The organism is Brucella cytisi (assembly GCF_038433355.1).
GTDB classification, from domain to species: Bacteria; Pseudomonadota; Alphaproteobacteria; order Rhizobiales; family Rhizobiaceae; genus Brucella; species Brucella cytisi.
On record NZ_JBCAUP010000016.1, the window covers coordinates 1 to 14,359 of the forward strand.

Consider the following 14,359-nt stretch of genomic DNA (forward strand, 5'->3'; position numbering starts at 1 on the left):
GCGGCTTTGATCAATTGACGGATGGTTGCCGACTTATGGCTGCCGAGATTGTCCATGACGACAATGTCGCCTGGCTTGAGCACCGGGACCAACTGCTGCTCGACATAGGCGCGGAAACACTGGCCGTTCATCGGTCCGTCGAAGACACAGGGTGCTGTAAGCTGATCGTTTCTCAAAGCGCCCAGGAATGTCAGCGTGCGCCAGTGGCCATGCGGTGCAAATGCCCGCAGTCGCTTGCCTTTTGGACCCCAGCCTCTGATCGGCGACATGTTGGTCTTGATCCAGGTCTCATCAATGAAGACCAGCCGTTCGGGATCAAGGTGATTTTGCAGGGTCTTCCAGCGCTGTCTTTTGCGAGCGACGTCGGCACGAGCTTGCTCAAGGGCGAATAGTGTTTTTTTTGAAGCGCAGCCCTTCACTGCGAATGAATTCCCAGATCGTATTGTGCGAGACGGAAATACCCCGCTCGGTCAACGCCGCCTTCAGGCCATGGAGTGTCAGGTGTGGGTTCTCGGCGAGCCGTTGCACAATGATATCACGATGCGGTTCGAGTATCCGCTTGCGGTGGCCGCCCATCTTGCCGGGATGAACCGATCCGGTCGCACGATGGCGCTGGGACCATTTTACGACTGAAGATGCGGCAATTTCAAACCGCGTCGCCACTGAACGAACGCTTTCGCCACTCAGCACGGCGGCAATAACGCGCTCTCGAAGATCATTCGATATCGGTGCGGTCATCCAACGCTGGCCTCCATCCAGCCAGCATCAGTGAATCAGAACAAAACTGATTTGGGAAGCGCATTCGATTCAGAGAAAAACGGAAACGCTCTAATCCAAAATAAAAAAGCCGCCGGATTTCTCCGGCGGCTTCTGAATTTCAAGCGCGTGCTGATTAAGCAGCGAGATCGCGCAGAACGGTCTGCAAAATGCCGCCGTTCTTCATGTAGTCGAGCTCGTCCAGCGTATCGATGCGGCAGATGAGCGGAACCTTCTTCACCGTGCCATCGGCAAAAGTGATCGAAGCGTCGACCTTCTGGCGCGGACGCACATCGGCAAGACCTTCGATGGTGACCATTTCATCGCCCTTGAGGCCGAGTGTCTGCCAGCTCGTGCCTTCCTCGAAGACGAAAGGCACAATGCCCATGCCGACGAGGTTGGAGCGGTGGATACGCTCGAACGACTGCGCGATCACGGCCTTGACGCCGAGCAGGTTGGTGCCCTTGGCAGCCCAGTCACGCGAAGAACCGTTGCCGTATTCGACGCCTGCGAAGACGACGAGCGGAACGCCCTCGGCCTTGTACTGCATGGCAGCATCATAGATCGAGGTTTCTTCCTTCGACGGATAGTGGATGGTGTAGCCACCTTCACGTCCGTTTTCGCCCAGCATGTGGTTGCGGATACGGATGTTTGCGAAGGTGCCGCGCATCATCACTTCATGGTTGCCGCGACGCGTGCCGTACTGGTTGAAGTCAGCCACGCCGACACCATGGTCGATGAGGTACTTGCCAGCTGGCGACTGTGCCTTGATAGAACCGGCAGGCGAAATATGGTCGGTCGTGATCTTGTCGCCGAAGAGACCCAGAATGCGGGCACCCTTGACGTCGCCGATCGTGCCAGCCGACTTGCCCATGCCGACGAAGTAAGGCGGGTTCTGCACATAGGTCGAGTTGTCGTCCCATGCATAGGTCTGGCCCGCAGGAACCTGAACGGCCTGCCAGTTTTCGTCACCCTTGAACACATCCGCATATTTTTCGGAGAAGATTTTGCGGGTGACGTTCTTGGCGATGAACTCCTGGATTTCCTGAGAGGAAGGCCAGATGTCGCGCAGGAATACTGGGTTTCCGTCCTTGTCTTCGCCGAGCGGCTCCTTGGTCAGGTCCTTGGTGACCGTACCGGCAAGAGCGTGGGCGACGACGAGCGGCGGCGAAGCCAGGTAGTTGGCCTGAACGTCCGGCGAAACACGGCCTTCGAAGTTACGGTTGCCGGAAAGAACGGCAGCCGCGATCAGGCCCTTTTCGTTGATCGTCTTGGAGATCGGAGCAGGCAGCGGACCGGAATTGCCGATGCAGGTCGTGCAGCCGAAGCCGACGAGGTTGAAGCCGAGCGCATCGAGATCCTTCTGGAGGCCAGCGGATTCGAGATAGGCGGCAACGACCTGGGAACCGGGAGCAAGCGAGGTCTTGACCCAAGGCTTGGTCTTGAGGCCCTTGGCAACTGCGTTGCGGGCCAGAAGGCCGGCCGCGATCAGCACGCTCGGGTTCGAGGTGTTGGTGCACGACGTGATGGCGGCAATCGCCACATCGCCATGGCCGAGATCATAGTCTTCGCCTTCAACGGCATAACGCGCGGTCTGGCCGGTGGTCTTCTTGTACTCGTTTTCGAGCGAGGTGGCGAAACCGGAAGCGATGTTTTCCAGTGCGATGCGGCCTTCCGGACGCTTCGGACCGGCCATCGACGGTACGACGTCGCTCATGTCGAGTTCGAGAATGTCGGTGAAGACCGGATCGGCTGCACCCTTGTCGCGCCACATGCCCTGTGCGCGGCAATAAGCTTCAACGAGTTCGATGCGATGCTCGTCGCGGCCGGTCGTGTTCATGTAGTTGAGCGTTTCGCGGTCAACCGGGAAGAAGCCGCAGGTCGCGCCATATTCCGGACCCATGTTGGCGATGGTTGCGCGGTCGGCCAGCGTCATGTTTTCGAGGCCTTCGCCGAAGAACTCGACGAACTTGCCGACAACGCCCTTCTTGCGCAGCATCTGCGTGACGGTGAGAACGAGGTCGGTCGCGGTCACGCCTTCCTTGATCTTGCCGGTCAGGCGGAAGCCGACGACTTCCGGCAGAAGCATGGAAACCGGCTGGCCGAGCATGGCAGCTTCAGCTTCGATGCCGCCCACGCCCCAGCCCAGCACGCCAAGGCCGTTGACCATGGTGGTATGGCTGTCGGTGCCGACGCAAGTGTCGGGATAGGCAACGGTTTCACCGTCTTCTTCCTTGGTCCAGACAGCCTGGGCGAGATATTCGAGGTTCACCTGATGGCAGATGCCGGTGCCAGGAGGAACGACGCGGAAGTTCTTGAATGCCTGCTGGCCCCACTTAAGGAAGCGGTAGCGTTCGCCGTTGCGCTGATATTCGAGGTCCACATTGGCCTTGAATGCGCTTGGATTGCCGAATTCGTCGACGATGACCGAGTGGTCGATGACGAGATCGACGGGAACGAGCGGGTTGATCTTTTCCGGATCGCCGCCAAGAGCCTTGAGGCCATCGCGCATGGCTGCTAGGTCAACGACGGCAGGAACGCCGGTGAAGTCCTGCATCAGTACACGGGCCGGGCGGTAGGCGATTTCTGCGCCTGCGGAACCGCGGTCGTTCAGCCACTTGGCAACAGCTTCGATGTCCGACTTCTTGACGGAGCGGTCGTCCTCGAAGCGGAGCAGGTTCTCGAGCAGAACCTTCATGGAGAATGGAAGCTTGGAAACGCCTTCGAGACCGTTCTTTTCGGCTTCGGTCAGGCTGTAATAAACATAATCCTTACCGCCTACGGTAAGGGTTTTGCGGCAATTAAAGCTGTCGATGTGCGACACTGCGTTCGTCCTTCATGCTACTGGCCGGAAAACCAGGACGAACGCCTCTGCTGCGTTTCAAGGACGCGCCAAGGTGCGGGTGCAGTCATTTCCGCTGTCCGTCCCGATGCCTGCGTCCTTGAGGGCAACAGGTTGAGATCGGCCAAAAATGGTTTCCACGCCGACCGCTGGCGTGGTAGCCCTCATATAGAGAGTTTTCTAAAACGATTCCAGACAGAATATCGTGAATTCGGCCCCTTGCGGCGAAATGTTGCGATGCCTTTCCATAGATCTTCCGGGGTTCCGGTTCTATTGGTCTGGCAATTATCTATCGGGGCTTAGAGGGTATAAAATGCGGCTTGAAGCCGAAAATCTGGCGGGCGAGAGAGGCGGGGAAACGATTTTCGCTGGCCTGTCTTTTGCTCTCAGTGAAGGCGAGGCGCTGGTGGTGACAGGCCCGAATGGCTCGGGCAAGTCCACGCTGCTGCGAATCATCTGCGGCCTGCTTCTGCCAGAAGCAGGAAAGGTGGAACTTCGCGAGGATAGCACAGTTCTTCCGGTGCGCGCCGCCTGCCATTATCTCGGCCATCAGAACGCGATGAAACCGGCGCTCAGCGTGCGTGAAAACCTGTCCTTCTGGCAGAAGTTCAATGGTGCTGCGCAAACGGAGATCGATGAGGCGCTGGAAGCCGTCGATCTGCCCGGCGTGGAGCATCTGCCTTTCGGCTATCTGTCGACGGGGCAGAAGCGCCGTGTTTCCATTGCCAAGCTTCTGGTCAGCCATCGTCCGCTCTGGATCGTCGATGAACCGACCGCTGGTCTCGACAAGGCGTCCGAAGCCCGCTTCGCCGAGCTGATGCGCGGACATATGCGGGACGGCGGCATGATCGTCGCTGCAACGCATATTCCTCTTGGCCTTGAAGGTGTCAGCGCGCTCGACATGGCCGCCTATGCAGTCGAGGCTGCCTGATGCTGGCGCTTTTCCTGAGAGATTTGCGCCTCAGTTTCCGCGCTGGTGGTGGCGCGCTGATCGGAATCCTATTCTTTCTGGCCGTGATTTCGGTGATGCCCTTCGGCGTCGGGCCTGATCTCAATCTTCTCGCACGCATCGGCCCTGCCATGCTGTGGATCGGCGCGTTGCTGGCGACATTACTGGGGCTCGACCGGCTGTTTCAGGCTGACCGGGAGGATGGTTCGCTCGACCTGCTGCTGATCGGCGCGGACAGTCACATGCTGGCCTTCACGGTTTTTGTGAAATGCGTGGCTCATTGGGTGGCAAGTGTGCTGCCGCTGGTGGTCGCATCGCCAATGCTCGGCCTGTTCATGAACATGGATGCATCGGCAATCGGCGCAACATCGCTGACGCTTCTGGTGGGAACGCCTGCCATCGCCTTCATTGGCGCTGTGGGTGCAGCCCTTGCTGTGGCGCTGCCGCGTGGCGGGTTGCTGGTGTCGGTGATCGTTCTGCCGCTCACCATTCCGGTGCTCATTTTCGGTGTATCAGCTTCGCATGGAGCGACAGTAGACAACGCGCCCTTTCTGGCGCCATTCCTTATTCTTGCAGCACTCACCCTGTTCTTTGCCGTCCTCGGGCCTCTGGCCGCGAGCGCGGCACTGAAAAGTTCGGCGGATTGACGCAGTTGATTACGGTCAATTGAACGGCACGGGGGTGGAAGGTAAGTATAGGCCATGGAAAAAGACATGACCAAAGACGCCGTTAAAACCACGAGCTGGCTCGATCTGGCCAATCCCACGCGCTTCCTTGCCTTTGCAGGCAAGGTGTTGCCATGGCTGGCCGTGCTTTCGGTACTGTTTCTGGCGACTGGTCTCTATATGGTCTTTTTCCTGTCGCCGGAAGACTACCAGCAGGGCATGACGGTTCGCATCATGTATATTCATGTGCCTTTCGCATGGCTTTCCATGATGTGCTATTCGATCATGGCTGTTTCGGCGCTGGGCACGCTGGTCTGGCGACATCCGCTGGCCGATGTCTCGATCCGTGCAGCCGCTCCTTTGGGCGCCGTCTTCACCGCGCTTGCGCTCGCCACCGGTTCGCTCTGGGGCAAGCCGATGTGGGGCACGTGGTGGGTGTGGGATGCGCGGCTGACTTCGGTTTTCGTGCTGTTCCTGATGTATCTCGGCATTATCGCGCTGTCGCGCGCCATGGACGATCCAGCGAAAAGCGCCAAACCTGTGGCGGTGCTCACACTGGTCGGCTTCATCAATATTCCGATCATCAAATTCTCGGTCGACTGGTGGAACACGCTGCATCAGCCAGCCTCTGTTTTCCGCATGGACGGCCCGACCATCGATGCATCCATGCTGCGTCCGCTTTTCGTGATGGCTATCGGCTTCTCACTTCTGTTTTTCACCATGCACATGATGGCCATGCGCAATGAAATCTGGCGCCGCCGCGTGGCGTCGATGAAGAAGCTTGCCGCACGGAATGCCGACCGCAATCGCAAAGCACAGGAGGGTGCAGTATGAACCATCTTGGCTATGTTCTTGCATCCTATGGCATCACGGTCGCGGCACTCGCCGTCACCATCGGCTGGATATTGATCGATCAGCGTATCCAGAAAAACGAATTGAAGCGGCTTGAGGCGCAGGGCGTGCGCCGCCGTTCTGCAAAAGCCCCCGGTAAAGCACAATGACCGAAACGACCGAGAAGCCAGCCGCGCCGAAAAAGCGCTCCACATGGGTTGCCCTGTTGCCGCTGGCGATTTTCGTCGGACTGGCGGCGGTGTTTGCAGTCCAGCTTCTGTCGGGCAGGGACAATACGACGATCCCTTCCGCGCTGATCGGCAAGGATGCGCCACCGACGAACCTGCCGCCCGTCGAGGGGCTGGTGCGTGATGGCGTGCCTGTGCCTGGCCTCAACAGCGAAGAGTTTAAGGGCAAGCTGACACTGGTGAATGTCTGGGGATCGTGGTGCGTTCCCTGCCGTCAGGAGCACCCGCTGTTGATGGAAATCGCCAAGGACGAACGTATCCGCGTGGTTGGCCTCAATTACAAGGACCAGCCGGAAAATGCGCGCCGTTTTCTCGGCGATCTTGGCAATCCTTTTGCAGCAGTCGGTGCCGACCGTGCCGGACGCTCAGCCATTGAATGGGGCGTCTACGGCGTGCCGGAAACCTTCCTCGTCGATCAGAATGGCAAGATCGTCTACAAGCATGTCGGGCCGTTTACGCCGGAGTCAGTGAAGAACGATCTGATGCCTGCTGTGGAGAGGGTCCTTCAGTAATAGTCGTTGAGCTTATTCATGGATGGATGATTTAAGGTCCTGCTGCAGCTTCTCTAGTATTGGAGCAGGCATGTTCAGTCCATCGAAGTCGCAATATTCATCCAGAAGTTCCGGAGATTTCTGTCTGAACTTGGAGGTGTCGACTTCGCCCTCATCATTCACAGCTCCAACCTTATAAAGAAGGTCGGCTGTTGTCGCTTTGACTGAAATACGTCCTAATTTGAAAGCGATTACTTCCTGTGGGCCTCGTGCCATGATTGCAACTGTGTCCAGTTTAAACTCTGAAGACATGTCAAGCGTGAGATCCATGACACTAATCTTGTTGCTTTCTAGTGCCTCATAATATTGCTTCCCAAGATCATAAGCCTTTTGTGTGAAGCTGGTCGATAATAGGGAGGAAGAGGCAGATGGATTTATTGCAGTTCCCATGTTCTGGATGAGAATTGCACATTGAAAATTTTCAAAGATTTCGCAGGGAGTGCGAGATAATCCTGCTTGGTGAGCTCTTCACCGTATGTCGCAGTAATTGATAATAAAGAAACAGATATAGATGCAAATAGCATTGTTCTGAAATTCATGATCTCCAGTCTCCCGAAAAAATAAAAAGGGCTCCGAAGAGCCCTTAGTAAAATACTTTTTTACGAAATCAATCCGGCAGTTTCCGCACCGCGCCTTTGGCGGCACTGGTTGCCATGGAGGCATAGGCTTTCAGTGCGGTGGAAATCTTCCGCCTGCGCTCTTCCGCAGGCTTCCAGCCGGTTGTTTCCTGCTCGGCGCGGCGTTCGGCCAGCGTCGCATCATCAACGGCGAGGTGGATCTTGCGGTTCGGAATGTCGATATCGATGATATCGCCTTCGCGCACCAGCCCGATCGTGCCGCCTTCGGCTGCTTCCGGCGAGACGTGGCCGATCGAGAGGCCCGAAGAGCCGCCCGAGAAACGTCCATCGGTGATAAGCGCGCAGGCTTTGCCGAGGCCCTTCGACTTCAGATAGCTGGTCGGGTAGAGCATTTCCTGCATTCCGGGGCCGCCGCGCGGACCTTCATAGCGGATCAGCACAATGTCGCCAGCCTTGATCTTGCCATTCAGAATGCCGAGTACTGCGGTATCCTGGCTTTCGAAGATGCGGGCCGGACCGGAGAACTTCAGGATGGAATCATCCACGCCTGCCGTCTTCACGATGCAGCCGTCTTCGGCCAGATTGCCGTAAAGCACGGCCAGACCGCCATCCTGACTGAAGGCATGTTCCTTCGAGCGGATGACGCCCTTTTCGCGGTCGGTATCGACATGATCGAAGCGGCGTTCCTGAGAGAAGGCAACCTGCGTCGGCACGCCACCGGGAGCCGCCGAATAGAACTTGTGCACCATGTCGCTGTTGGTGCGGGTCACGTCCCAATGATCGAGCGCCTTGGCAACCGTTTCGCTGTGCACGGTCGGCAGATCGGTATTGATCAGGCCTGCCTTGTCGAGCTGGCCGAGAATGCCCATGATGCCGCCCGCACGATGCACATCTTCCATGTGAACCGTGTTGTTGGCAGGGGCGACCTTGCAGAGCACCGGCACGCGGCGCGACAGGCGGTCGATGTCGGCCATGGTGAAGTCGATCTCGGCTTCCTGTGCAGCTGCAAGCAGATGCAGAACCGTATTGGTCGAACCGCCCATGGCGATGTCGAGTGTCATGGCGTTTTCAAAAGCCGGGAAGCTCGCAATCGAGCGTGGCAGCACGCTTTGGTCGTCCTGCTCGTAATAACGGCGGGCGAGATCAACAACCAGATGACCGGCTTCCACGAAGAGGCGCTTGCGGTCGGCATGGGTTGCGAGCGTCGAGCCATTGCCCGGCAGCGACAGGCCGAGCGCTTCGGTGAGGCAGTTCATCGAATTCGCGGTGAACATGCCTGAGCACGAACCGCATGTCGGGCAGGCAGAGCGTTCAATCGCCTTGACCTGATCGTCGGTGTAGCTGTCGTCGGCAGCTGCAACCATCGCATCGACGAGGTCGAGCTTCTTGACCTGATCGTCCCAGACGACTTTGCCTGCTTCCATTGGTCCGCCGGAAACGAACACGACCGGGATATTAAGGCGCAGAGCGGCCATCAGCATACCGGGAGTGATCTTGTCGCAATTGGAAATGCAGACCATCGCATCGGCGCAATGGGCATTGACCATATATTCGACCGAGTCGGCGATGAGTTCACGCGACGGCAGCGAATAGAGCATGCCGTCGTGACCCATGGCGATGCCGTCATCGACCGCAATGGTGTTGAATTCTTTTGCCACGCCACCAGCGCTTTCGATTTCGCGCGCGACGAGCTGGCCGAGGTCCTTCAGGTGAACGTGGCCCGGCACGAATTGGGTGAACGAGTTCACCACGGCAATAATCGGCTTGCCGAAATCCTCATCCTTCATGCCGGTGGCGCGCCATAGGCCGCGCGCGCCGGCCATGTTGCGACCGTGGGTGGTTGTACGCGAACGATAAGGAGGCATTTTCAAACCTTTTAGGAACTATTCCAATGTGTAACGTCGATATGACAGAACCGTTCCCGCTGAGCAAAGCGCAAATTGCCCCATACTATCGGGGCTGAACCATTCGCAGACTTGCGGACAACGGAAAGGGTTCCGGCGTGCGACAGCTTTCGCAGGCACAGAAACCGCAATCTAACACGTTATTGTTATAATGCAAAAGATATTGCGCTGAAAACGTAAGGAAGTTGCTCAGCCTTAAGATGGTGCGTCAGCCATGGCTGCATCCAGCAGGGCATTCGCCGTTTTCATTCGCTGTTCCGCGGCAAGGCGAAACTCTTCCGGCAGGCGGTCCGGATGATTGCTTGCGGCAAAGCTGCGCCGCCGCCGTTGCAGTTCGGAGCGTTTCAGGCCGGAATGCAGGTCCAGCTCCTGGCGGATTACATCCGGCGACTGCTTCTGCATCCGCGCTTCTATTGCCTGTCTTTCCTGTTCAGGCTCGGGCGCAGCCTCCGGCACGCTTTCAATATCGAATAGGCTTTCAAGATCGTCCGGCTGGCGGGGGGGTGCTGGCGTATCGCCGAAACCCACGGAAAAGACGGTGGAAGCAAACCCGAATTGCGGCGGGCGGGTGTTTTCCTCGGGGCTTGCGTCAGCCTCGACTTCCTTCAGAACCGTTGCGAAATCCGGGCCGTTCCGCAGCATCAGGCTCGCTGCACCCTATGCGACGAAAAGGCGGAAGCCAGAGCGCGCGTCAGCCGGGATGGCAGCACAGGCTTCTGAAAGACCGGTATTCCGGGATAACGTGCCGCAAGGCGTGCTGGAAGGCCACCGCCGGTATGGATGACCACGAAGACATCACGGCTCTTCAACCGGTCCAGCACGGCTTCCACGTCGCCATCGGCGAGGTTCACATCGAGAATGGCCGCATCGACTTCATTGCGATTGATGAGTTCCATGGCCTGCCGGACAGTGCCGACCGGACCGACAACGGTTCCGTTCGCATCCTCGACAGTCGCGGCGACATCGAGGGCGACGAAAATCTCGTCTTCCACCACCAATACCCGCCGCTGTCCAAGATCGTTCATCACTTGTCTCGCTGCCTCCCTTTTTGAGGTAAGCCCTTCACGCAAGAAATGCGCGAGCGCAAGCAGAGGTTCCCTTCGCCGGCATGATAATTCGTTAATGGTGAATCAAACCTTTACCGGTTTTGGAGGCCGCGACGTCAGAAGGCGGTGAAGGTCAGCGTCGTCAGTGAACGGATGATGTTGGGAATGTTGAGAACATTCTCGTTGATGAACTTGCCGATATCCTGATCCTCGGCAATGTAGATCTTGGCCAGAAGGTCGAATTCGCCGCTGGTGGAATAAAGCTCGGAGACGATTTCGCGCTGAAAGAGCGTATCGGCAACTTCGTAGGTCTTGCCGGGGGCGCACTGCAGTTGCAGGAAAACGGGCTTCATGTCTCTTCCTTTCGCGACGGGACTGCGTGGCGGATATCACAGTAGTGTTTGCAGGTTACAAACACGGACAGCCCGCCGAAATCAAGAGCGAAAGCATAGCGGATGGCGATGTTTGGCGCAGCAGGTTTGTCCTCCACGCATGGCTGGTTCACGCGGAGGTTTTAATTTACTCAATTGTAATTTTCTTGAGAGGGCGCAATAAGACTTCTCCCAGAAATTGTAATTTGCGCGTCAGATTTATATGAAATTTGTACTTCCCGCCGTTTTGCTGCTGTTCGCGTTCGCCTTTTTCTCGGCGTGGCTTTCCGATCGCGGCCGCCAGTTTCTGGTGTCCTGCGGCGCTTGTTTCCTGCTGATCGGCCTCGCAATGCTCGTCCAGCTTGGTGATTTCCCTTCGGACGACAATCTGAACACGGTGCTTTCCGCCGCATTTTATGTCGGAGGCACGCTGGTTGGCGGCTATGGCATTTTGCAGCGAAGCGGGCTGCGGCTTACATCTGCCTTCTACATATTGAGCTTTGCCCTCATCGTCGGCGGTGTCTGGTATTATTGCTATATTGAGCCCAATCTTCTGTCGCGGGTCTATGTGCTCAATCTGGGCATGGCCACGTTGATCCTTTCTTTCGCATGGCAGGCGCGGCGGCTGTTCAAGGGGCCGCTGGTGGACAAGCTGCTGCTGGTCATGCTCGTTCTGGTGGCATTGCAATTCGTGCCGCGCACGCTTCTGACCGCCCGCTCCCTGCTCGGCGATGTCGATGGCGACGATTTCGCAACGACTGTTTTCTGGCAATGGACGGTGTTTTCTACCGCTATCGCAGCGGTTGTAACAGGCTTCGCCTTGCTGGCCGCTGCCGGTTACGATCGTATCGGCGAACTGTCGCATGAACGTGACAGCGATCCCTTGACCGGGCTCCTCAACCGGCGCGGACTGGAAATGCGCTACGATGCGCTTTCACAGACGAAAAAGGGCGTGCCCGGCTGGGTTGCCGTTTGCGATATCGATTACTTCAAGGCGCTGAATGATGCCTATGGCCATGCGGCGGGCGACGCGGTTTTGAAGGAATTCGCTGGAATCCTGCGCAAGCTCATCGGCGAACGGCCACTGATTGCGCGTACTGGCGGCGAGGAGTTCGTAATCTGTGTCGACGACATGCATCCCGATAATGTCTTCCAGCTTATGGAAGGCGTGCGGCAGAACATCGAGAGGCACCAGTTCCAGCGCCTCGCAAAGGAAGCCAGCGTCACATGCAGCATAGGCTGTGTCCGTCTGCCGGAGCAGGGTGATTTCTGGCAGGCGGTCGATAAGGCCGACAAAATCCTCTACGCCGCCAAGAAAGAAGGACGCAACCGCACCTATGTGGAAGGGTTGAACCCGAACAGCGACGAATAGTTCACAGAGCGGACGAATTTTGGGGATGGCGGTTTTTACGGGTGGCCTTCGATAACTTTCCGGTGATGATCCGCACATTGCCGCAAATCATGCTTATTATGGCCGCCGATAATGTGAGTGCCGAGGAGTTCCCGAAAGTCCGATGAAATTCAAATCCCTTGTGTTGCCTGCGTCCGCTGTTGTTGGTCTCCTCTCGTTCGGCCCGGCGGTTTCCCCGTCTTTTGCAATGAATGCGTCCGAAAAGGCCCAGCTCGAGAAGCTCGATCCGGCAACCCGCCTTGAGCAACGTTGCGACGTGGAAGCAATGGAACGCATCACGCGGGAACAGAAGTTTTCGGTCGACAAGGTTCTGGCCTATGCCTTCTCCGATCCCGTGACCACGAAGAACTCGATCGAGGCCGATGGCGCTGCCTTCCGCAGCCGCGAGCACTGGTACAAGCTGTCCTTTGTCTGCAAGACGGATGAGGAACATATCAATATCGTTTCGTTTCGCTACGATATCGGCGATGAAGTGCCCCAGAACCAGTGGGACAAGCACTACCTCGTCCCATAACAGGGTCGTCTATTCTTCCGAGTCGTCCGAACGGCAGGCTGACAGCAGCGTCACTTCCTTGGCGGTGTGATCGGCTTCGAGATGGCTCAGCACAGCCTGACCGTCCTTGTCGCTCCAGCGGTAGCTGTCCTGCTCATCGATGGCGACATATTTCTTGAGACTGTCATGCCATTGCAGCGCGATCATCTTGCCTTCCGCATCGAGAACCGCAAAGCCGGGTGCACTGCCATTGCGGATATAGGTGACAGGCACGACGACCCCACGTTCGCAGATGTAATCGACCCGCTCGATGGGGGTTGCATCCTGAGCCTGCGCCGAAACAGAAGGCGCGAAGAGCATTGCCGGACCTGCTATAACCGCGAAAAGGGTGCAAATGGAACGCTTGCCATATGCCATGGTGAAAAATCCTCTGGTCAGCCAATCGATACAGGGAAAATAACTCTTCGGCGGCCCGGTTCAAGAGCGATCATATGGCGCGGTAAAGTTGCTACCCGACAGCAAAAATAATCAGCCTGCGACCCATTTCCTGCAACCGAAACAGGTTTCGCCCGTTATCAGCCTGCCGGTCGCGAGATTGGCGGAGGCCCGGATGAATACTTGCCCCCCGCAACCCCAGTCCGGGCCTCACTTCCGAGGCTGGAAAGATTGTATCTGAAATTATTGGGATTGTTCGTACTCATAGCAGGCACTTATATCGGGTGAGCTTGATTTAGAAATTTATACTGAAGCCTGGTGATCCCATATGATGCTCAATCTGATCGTGGCTTTTGTTGTTGCCGGATTGCTCCTTCATTTTTTCAATTGGCGTAAGACCGGAATCGTTCTGATCGGCCTTGCGGCCATCTTTTACGGTGCAATTGCTTCGGCAATTCTTCCCAACACGCTGATGAGCCGCCTGCAATCGGCCTATTCATCGCAATTGCAGACGCAGCTTGAAGACAATACTGCCTTCATCGTCTTCGGTATGGGAAGCCAGACAGTCGATGGCGACGGTCAGAAGGTGGTCGAACCACTTGCCTTCTCCTACGGGCCAATTTTGGCGGCGGTCGCCATGAACCGACAATGTGTCGAGAAGGGTTTTCGCTGCAAGTTCATCGCCAGCGGCGCCGATGTAGCCGGAACGGGTGCTTCCGAAGCCGCATCAATCGCCACGCAGCTGGAAAAGGCCGGTGTCGATCCGGCTTCCGTCCTGCTTGACGAGAAAAGCCGCAACAGCTGGCAGAACTCCAGGAACGTAGCAGCAATCCTGCGCGAGATCAGACCGGCGAAAGTTGTTCTGCTACAGGCTGCGCCGATGATGAAGCGCGATCTTCTTTATCTGGCACATTTTGGTGTGAAGCCTGAGCCGGTTGCGGCCGGTTATCTGACCGGATCGCATACCAACATGTCTTCGCCGGGCCTGTATTTCCTCATGACCGATCTGGCGCTTCACGAGGAGATCGGAGTCTGGCGCTATACGCTCTATAACTTCATGGGCTGGAATGAGCCGAAGCAGCCTCCGCTCCAACTGGGGCAGGCCACGAACAGCCTCCCCACCCAAACTTCACCGGTTGCCGGACCGGTGTCGGCTCAATGAGTTAATGATACTATCACCGGCGTGTTTCGACATGCCGGTGGAAAAATTATCTCCGAATTCTCCGACAAAATGAGTAGATTTTTCGAAGTCGTTTCAAATAACGACCGGCTTGTGGCA

15 protein-coding genes and 1 pseudogene are annotated in these 14,359 nt (G+C 57.0%); 8 read left to right on the top strand and 8 right to left on the bottom strand.

What is annotated here, in order from left to right; genetic code table 11:
* Together AAE521_RS16065 and acnA are read right to left on the bottom strand one after the other, a co-directional pair.
* Window positions 1–738, bottom strand: a pseudogene (locus AAE521_RS16065) (IS630 family transposase); the annotation flags it as partial.
* A 154-nt stretch (window positions 739–892) separates the two neighbouring features.
* Window positions 893–3,580, bottom strand: coding sequence for an aconitate hydratase AcnA (gene acnA / locus AAE521_RS16070; protein ID WP_342061832.1), 2,688 nt, complete (start codon window positions 3,578–3,580; stop codon window positions 893–895).
* A gap of 331 nt (window positions 3,581–3,911) precedes the next feature.
* On the opposite strand from acnA, the gene ccmA reads away from it, so the two are divergent.
* From ccmA to AAE521_RS16095, 5 genes are all read left to right on the top strand, one after another.
* Entirely contained in the window at window positions 3,912–4,529 is a 618-nt protein-coding gene (ccmA, locus tag AAE521_RS16075) for a heme ABC exporter ATP-binding protein CcmA (RefSeq protein ID WP_342061833.1), read from the top strand.
* Window positions 4,529–5,194 carry a heme exporter protein CcmB gene (gene ccmB / locus AAE521_RS16080; RefSeq protein WP_029925999.1) on the top strand — a complete coding sequence of 222 codons (666 nt, stop codon included), beginning with the start codon at window positions 4,529–4,531 and terminating at the stop codon, window positions 5,192–5,194. The genes ccmA and ccmB overlap by 1 nt, the downstream gene beginning before the upstream one ends.
* Window positions 5,195–5,260: 66 nt before the next feature.
* Complete coding sequence (locus AAE521_RS16085; RefSeq protein ID WP_342061834.1) at window positions 5,261–6,046, top strand: heme ABC transporter permease; 786 nt, start codon at window positions 5,261–5,263, stop codon at window positions 6,044–6,046.
* Entirely contained in the window at window positions 6,043–6,213 is a 171-nt protein-coding gene (gene ccmD, locus AAE521_RS16090; RefSeq protein ID WP_010657945.1) for a heme exporter protein CcmD, read from the top strand. Before AAE521_RS16085 ends, ccmD begins: the two co-directional genes overlap by 4 nt.
* Window positions 6,210–6,803 (top strand): DsbE family thiol:disulfide interchange protein, encoded by a 594-nt coding sequence (locus AAE521_RS16095; RefSeq protein WP_342061835.1) that lies wholly within the window; start codon window positions 6,210–6,212, stop codon window positions 6,801–6,803. Before ccmD ends, AAE521_RS16095 begins: the two co-directional genes overlap by 4 nt.
* A gap of 12 nt (window positions 6,804–6,815) precedes the next feature.
* Here AAE521_RS16095 and AAE521_RS16100 read toward each other — a convergent pair whose 3' ends face one another.
* From AAE521_RS16100 to AAE521_RS16120, 5 genes are all read right to left on the bottom strand, one after another.
* Window positions 6,816–7,112, bottom strand: coding sequence for a hypothetical protein (locus tag AAE521_RS16100; RefSeq protein WP_342061836.1), 297 nt, complete (start codon window positions 7,110–7,112; stop codon window positions 6,816–6,818).
* Between the two features lie 337 nt (window positions 7,113–7,449).
* The gene (ilvD, locus tag AAE521_RS16105) at window positions 7,450–9,285 is read right to left on the bottom strand and encodes a dihydroxy-acid dehydratase (protein WP_342061837.1); all 1,836 of its coding nucleotides are present in this window, start codon (window positions 9,283–9,285) and stop codon (window positions 7,450–7,452) included.
* A 234-nt stretch (window positions 9,286–9,519) separates the two neighbouring features.
* Complete coding sequence (locus AAE521_RS16110; protein ID WP_342061838.1) at window positions 9,520–9,966, bottom strand: hypothetical protein; 447 nt, start codon at window positions 9,964–9,966, stop codon at window positions 9,520–9,522.
* Window positions 9,966–10,349: a response regulator gene (locus tag AAE521_RS16115; RefSeq protein WP_342061839.1), complete on the bottom strand. Its 384-nt coding sequence runs from the start codon at window positions 10,347–10,349 to the stop codon at window positions 9,966–9,968. Before AAE521_RS16115 ends, AAE521_RS16110 begins: the two co-directional genes overlap by 1 nt.
* Window positions 10,350–10,486: 137 nt before the next feature.
* Window positions 10,487–10,723 carry an Lrp/AsnC ligand binding domain-containing protein gene (locus tag AAE521_RS16120; RefSeq protein WP_010657951.1) on the bottom strand — a complete coding sequence of 79 codons (237 nt, stop codon included), beginning with the start codon at window positions 10,721–10,723 and terminating at the stop codon, window positions 10,487–10,489.
* A 241-nt stretch (window positions 10,724–10,964) separates the two neighbouring features.
* Here AAE521_RS16120 and AAE521_RS16125 point away from each other — a divergent pair, with 241 nt between their 5' ends.
* Together AAE521_RS16125 and AAE521_RS16130 are read left to right on the top strand one after the other, a co-directional pair.
* On the top strand, window positions 10,965–12,113 hold the full coding sequence (locus AAE521_RS16125; protein ID WP_342061840.1) for a diguanylate cyclase domain-containing protein: 1,149 nt from the start codon (window positions 10,965–10,967) through the stop codon (window positions 12,111–12,113).
* Between the two features lie 142 nt (window positions 12,114–12,255).
* Entirely contained in the window at window positions 12,256–12,666 is a 411-nt protein-coding gene (locus AAE521_RS16130) for a DUF930 domain-containing protein (protein WP_010657953.1), read from the top strand.
* A 9-nt stretch (window positions 12,667–12,675) separates the two neighbouring features.
* On the opposite strand, the gene AAE521_RS16135 is transcribed toward AAE521_RS16130, so the two are convergent.
* A complete protein-coding gene (locus AAE521_RS16135) occupies window positions 12,676–13,062 on the bottom strand; it encodes a lysozyme inhibitor (RefSeq protein WP_342061841.1) in 387 nt (128 codons plus the stop codon).
* Between the two features lie 346 nt (window positions 13,063–13,408).
* Here AAE521_RS16135 and AAE521_RS16140 point away from each other — a divergent pair, with 346 nt between their 5' ends.
* Window positions 13,409–14,242 carry a YdcF family protein gene (locus AAE521_RS16140; protein ID WP_342061842.1) on the top strand — a complete coding sequence of 278 codons (834 nt, stop codon included), beginning with the start codon at window positions 13,409–13,411 and terminating at the stop codon, window positions 14,240–14,242.
* The last annotated feature ends 117 nt before the right edge of the window (window positions 14,243–14,359 follow it).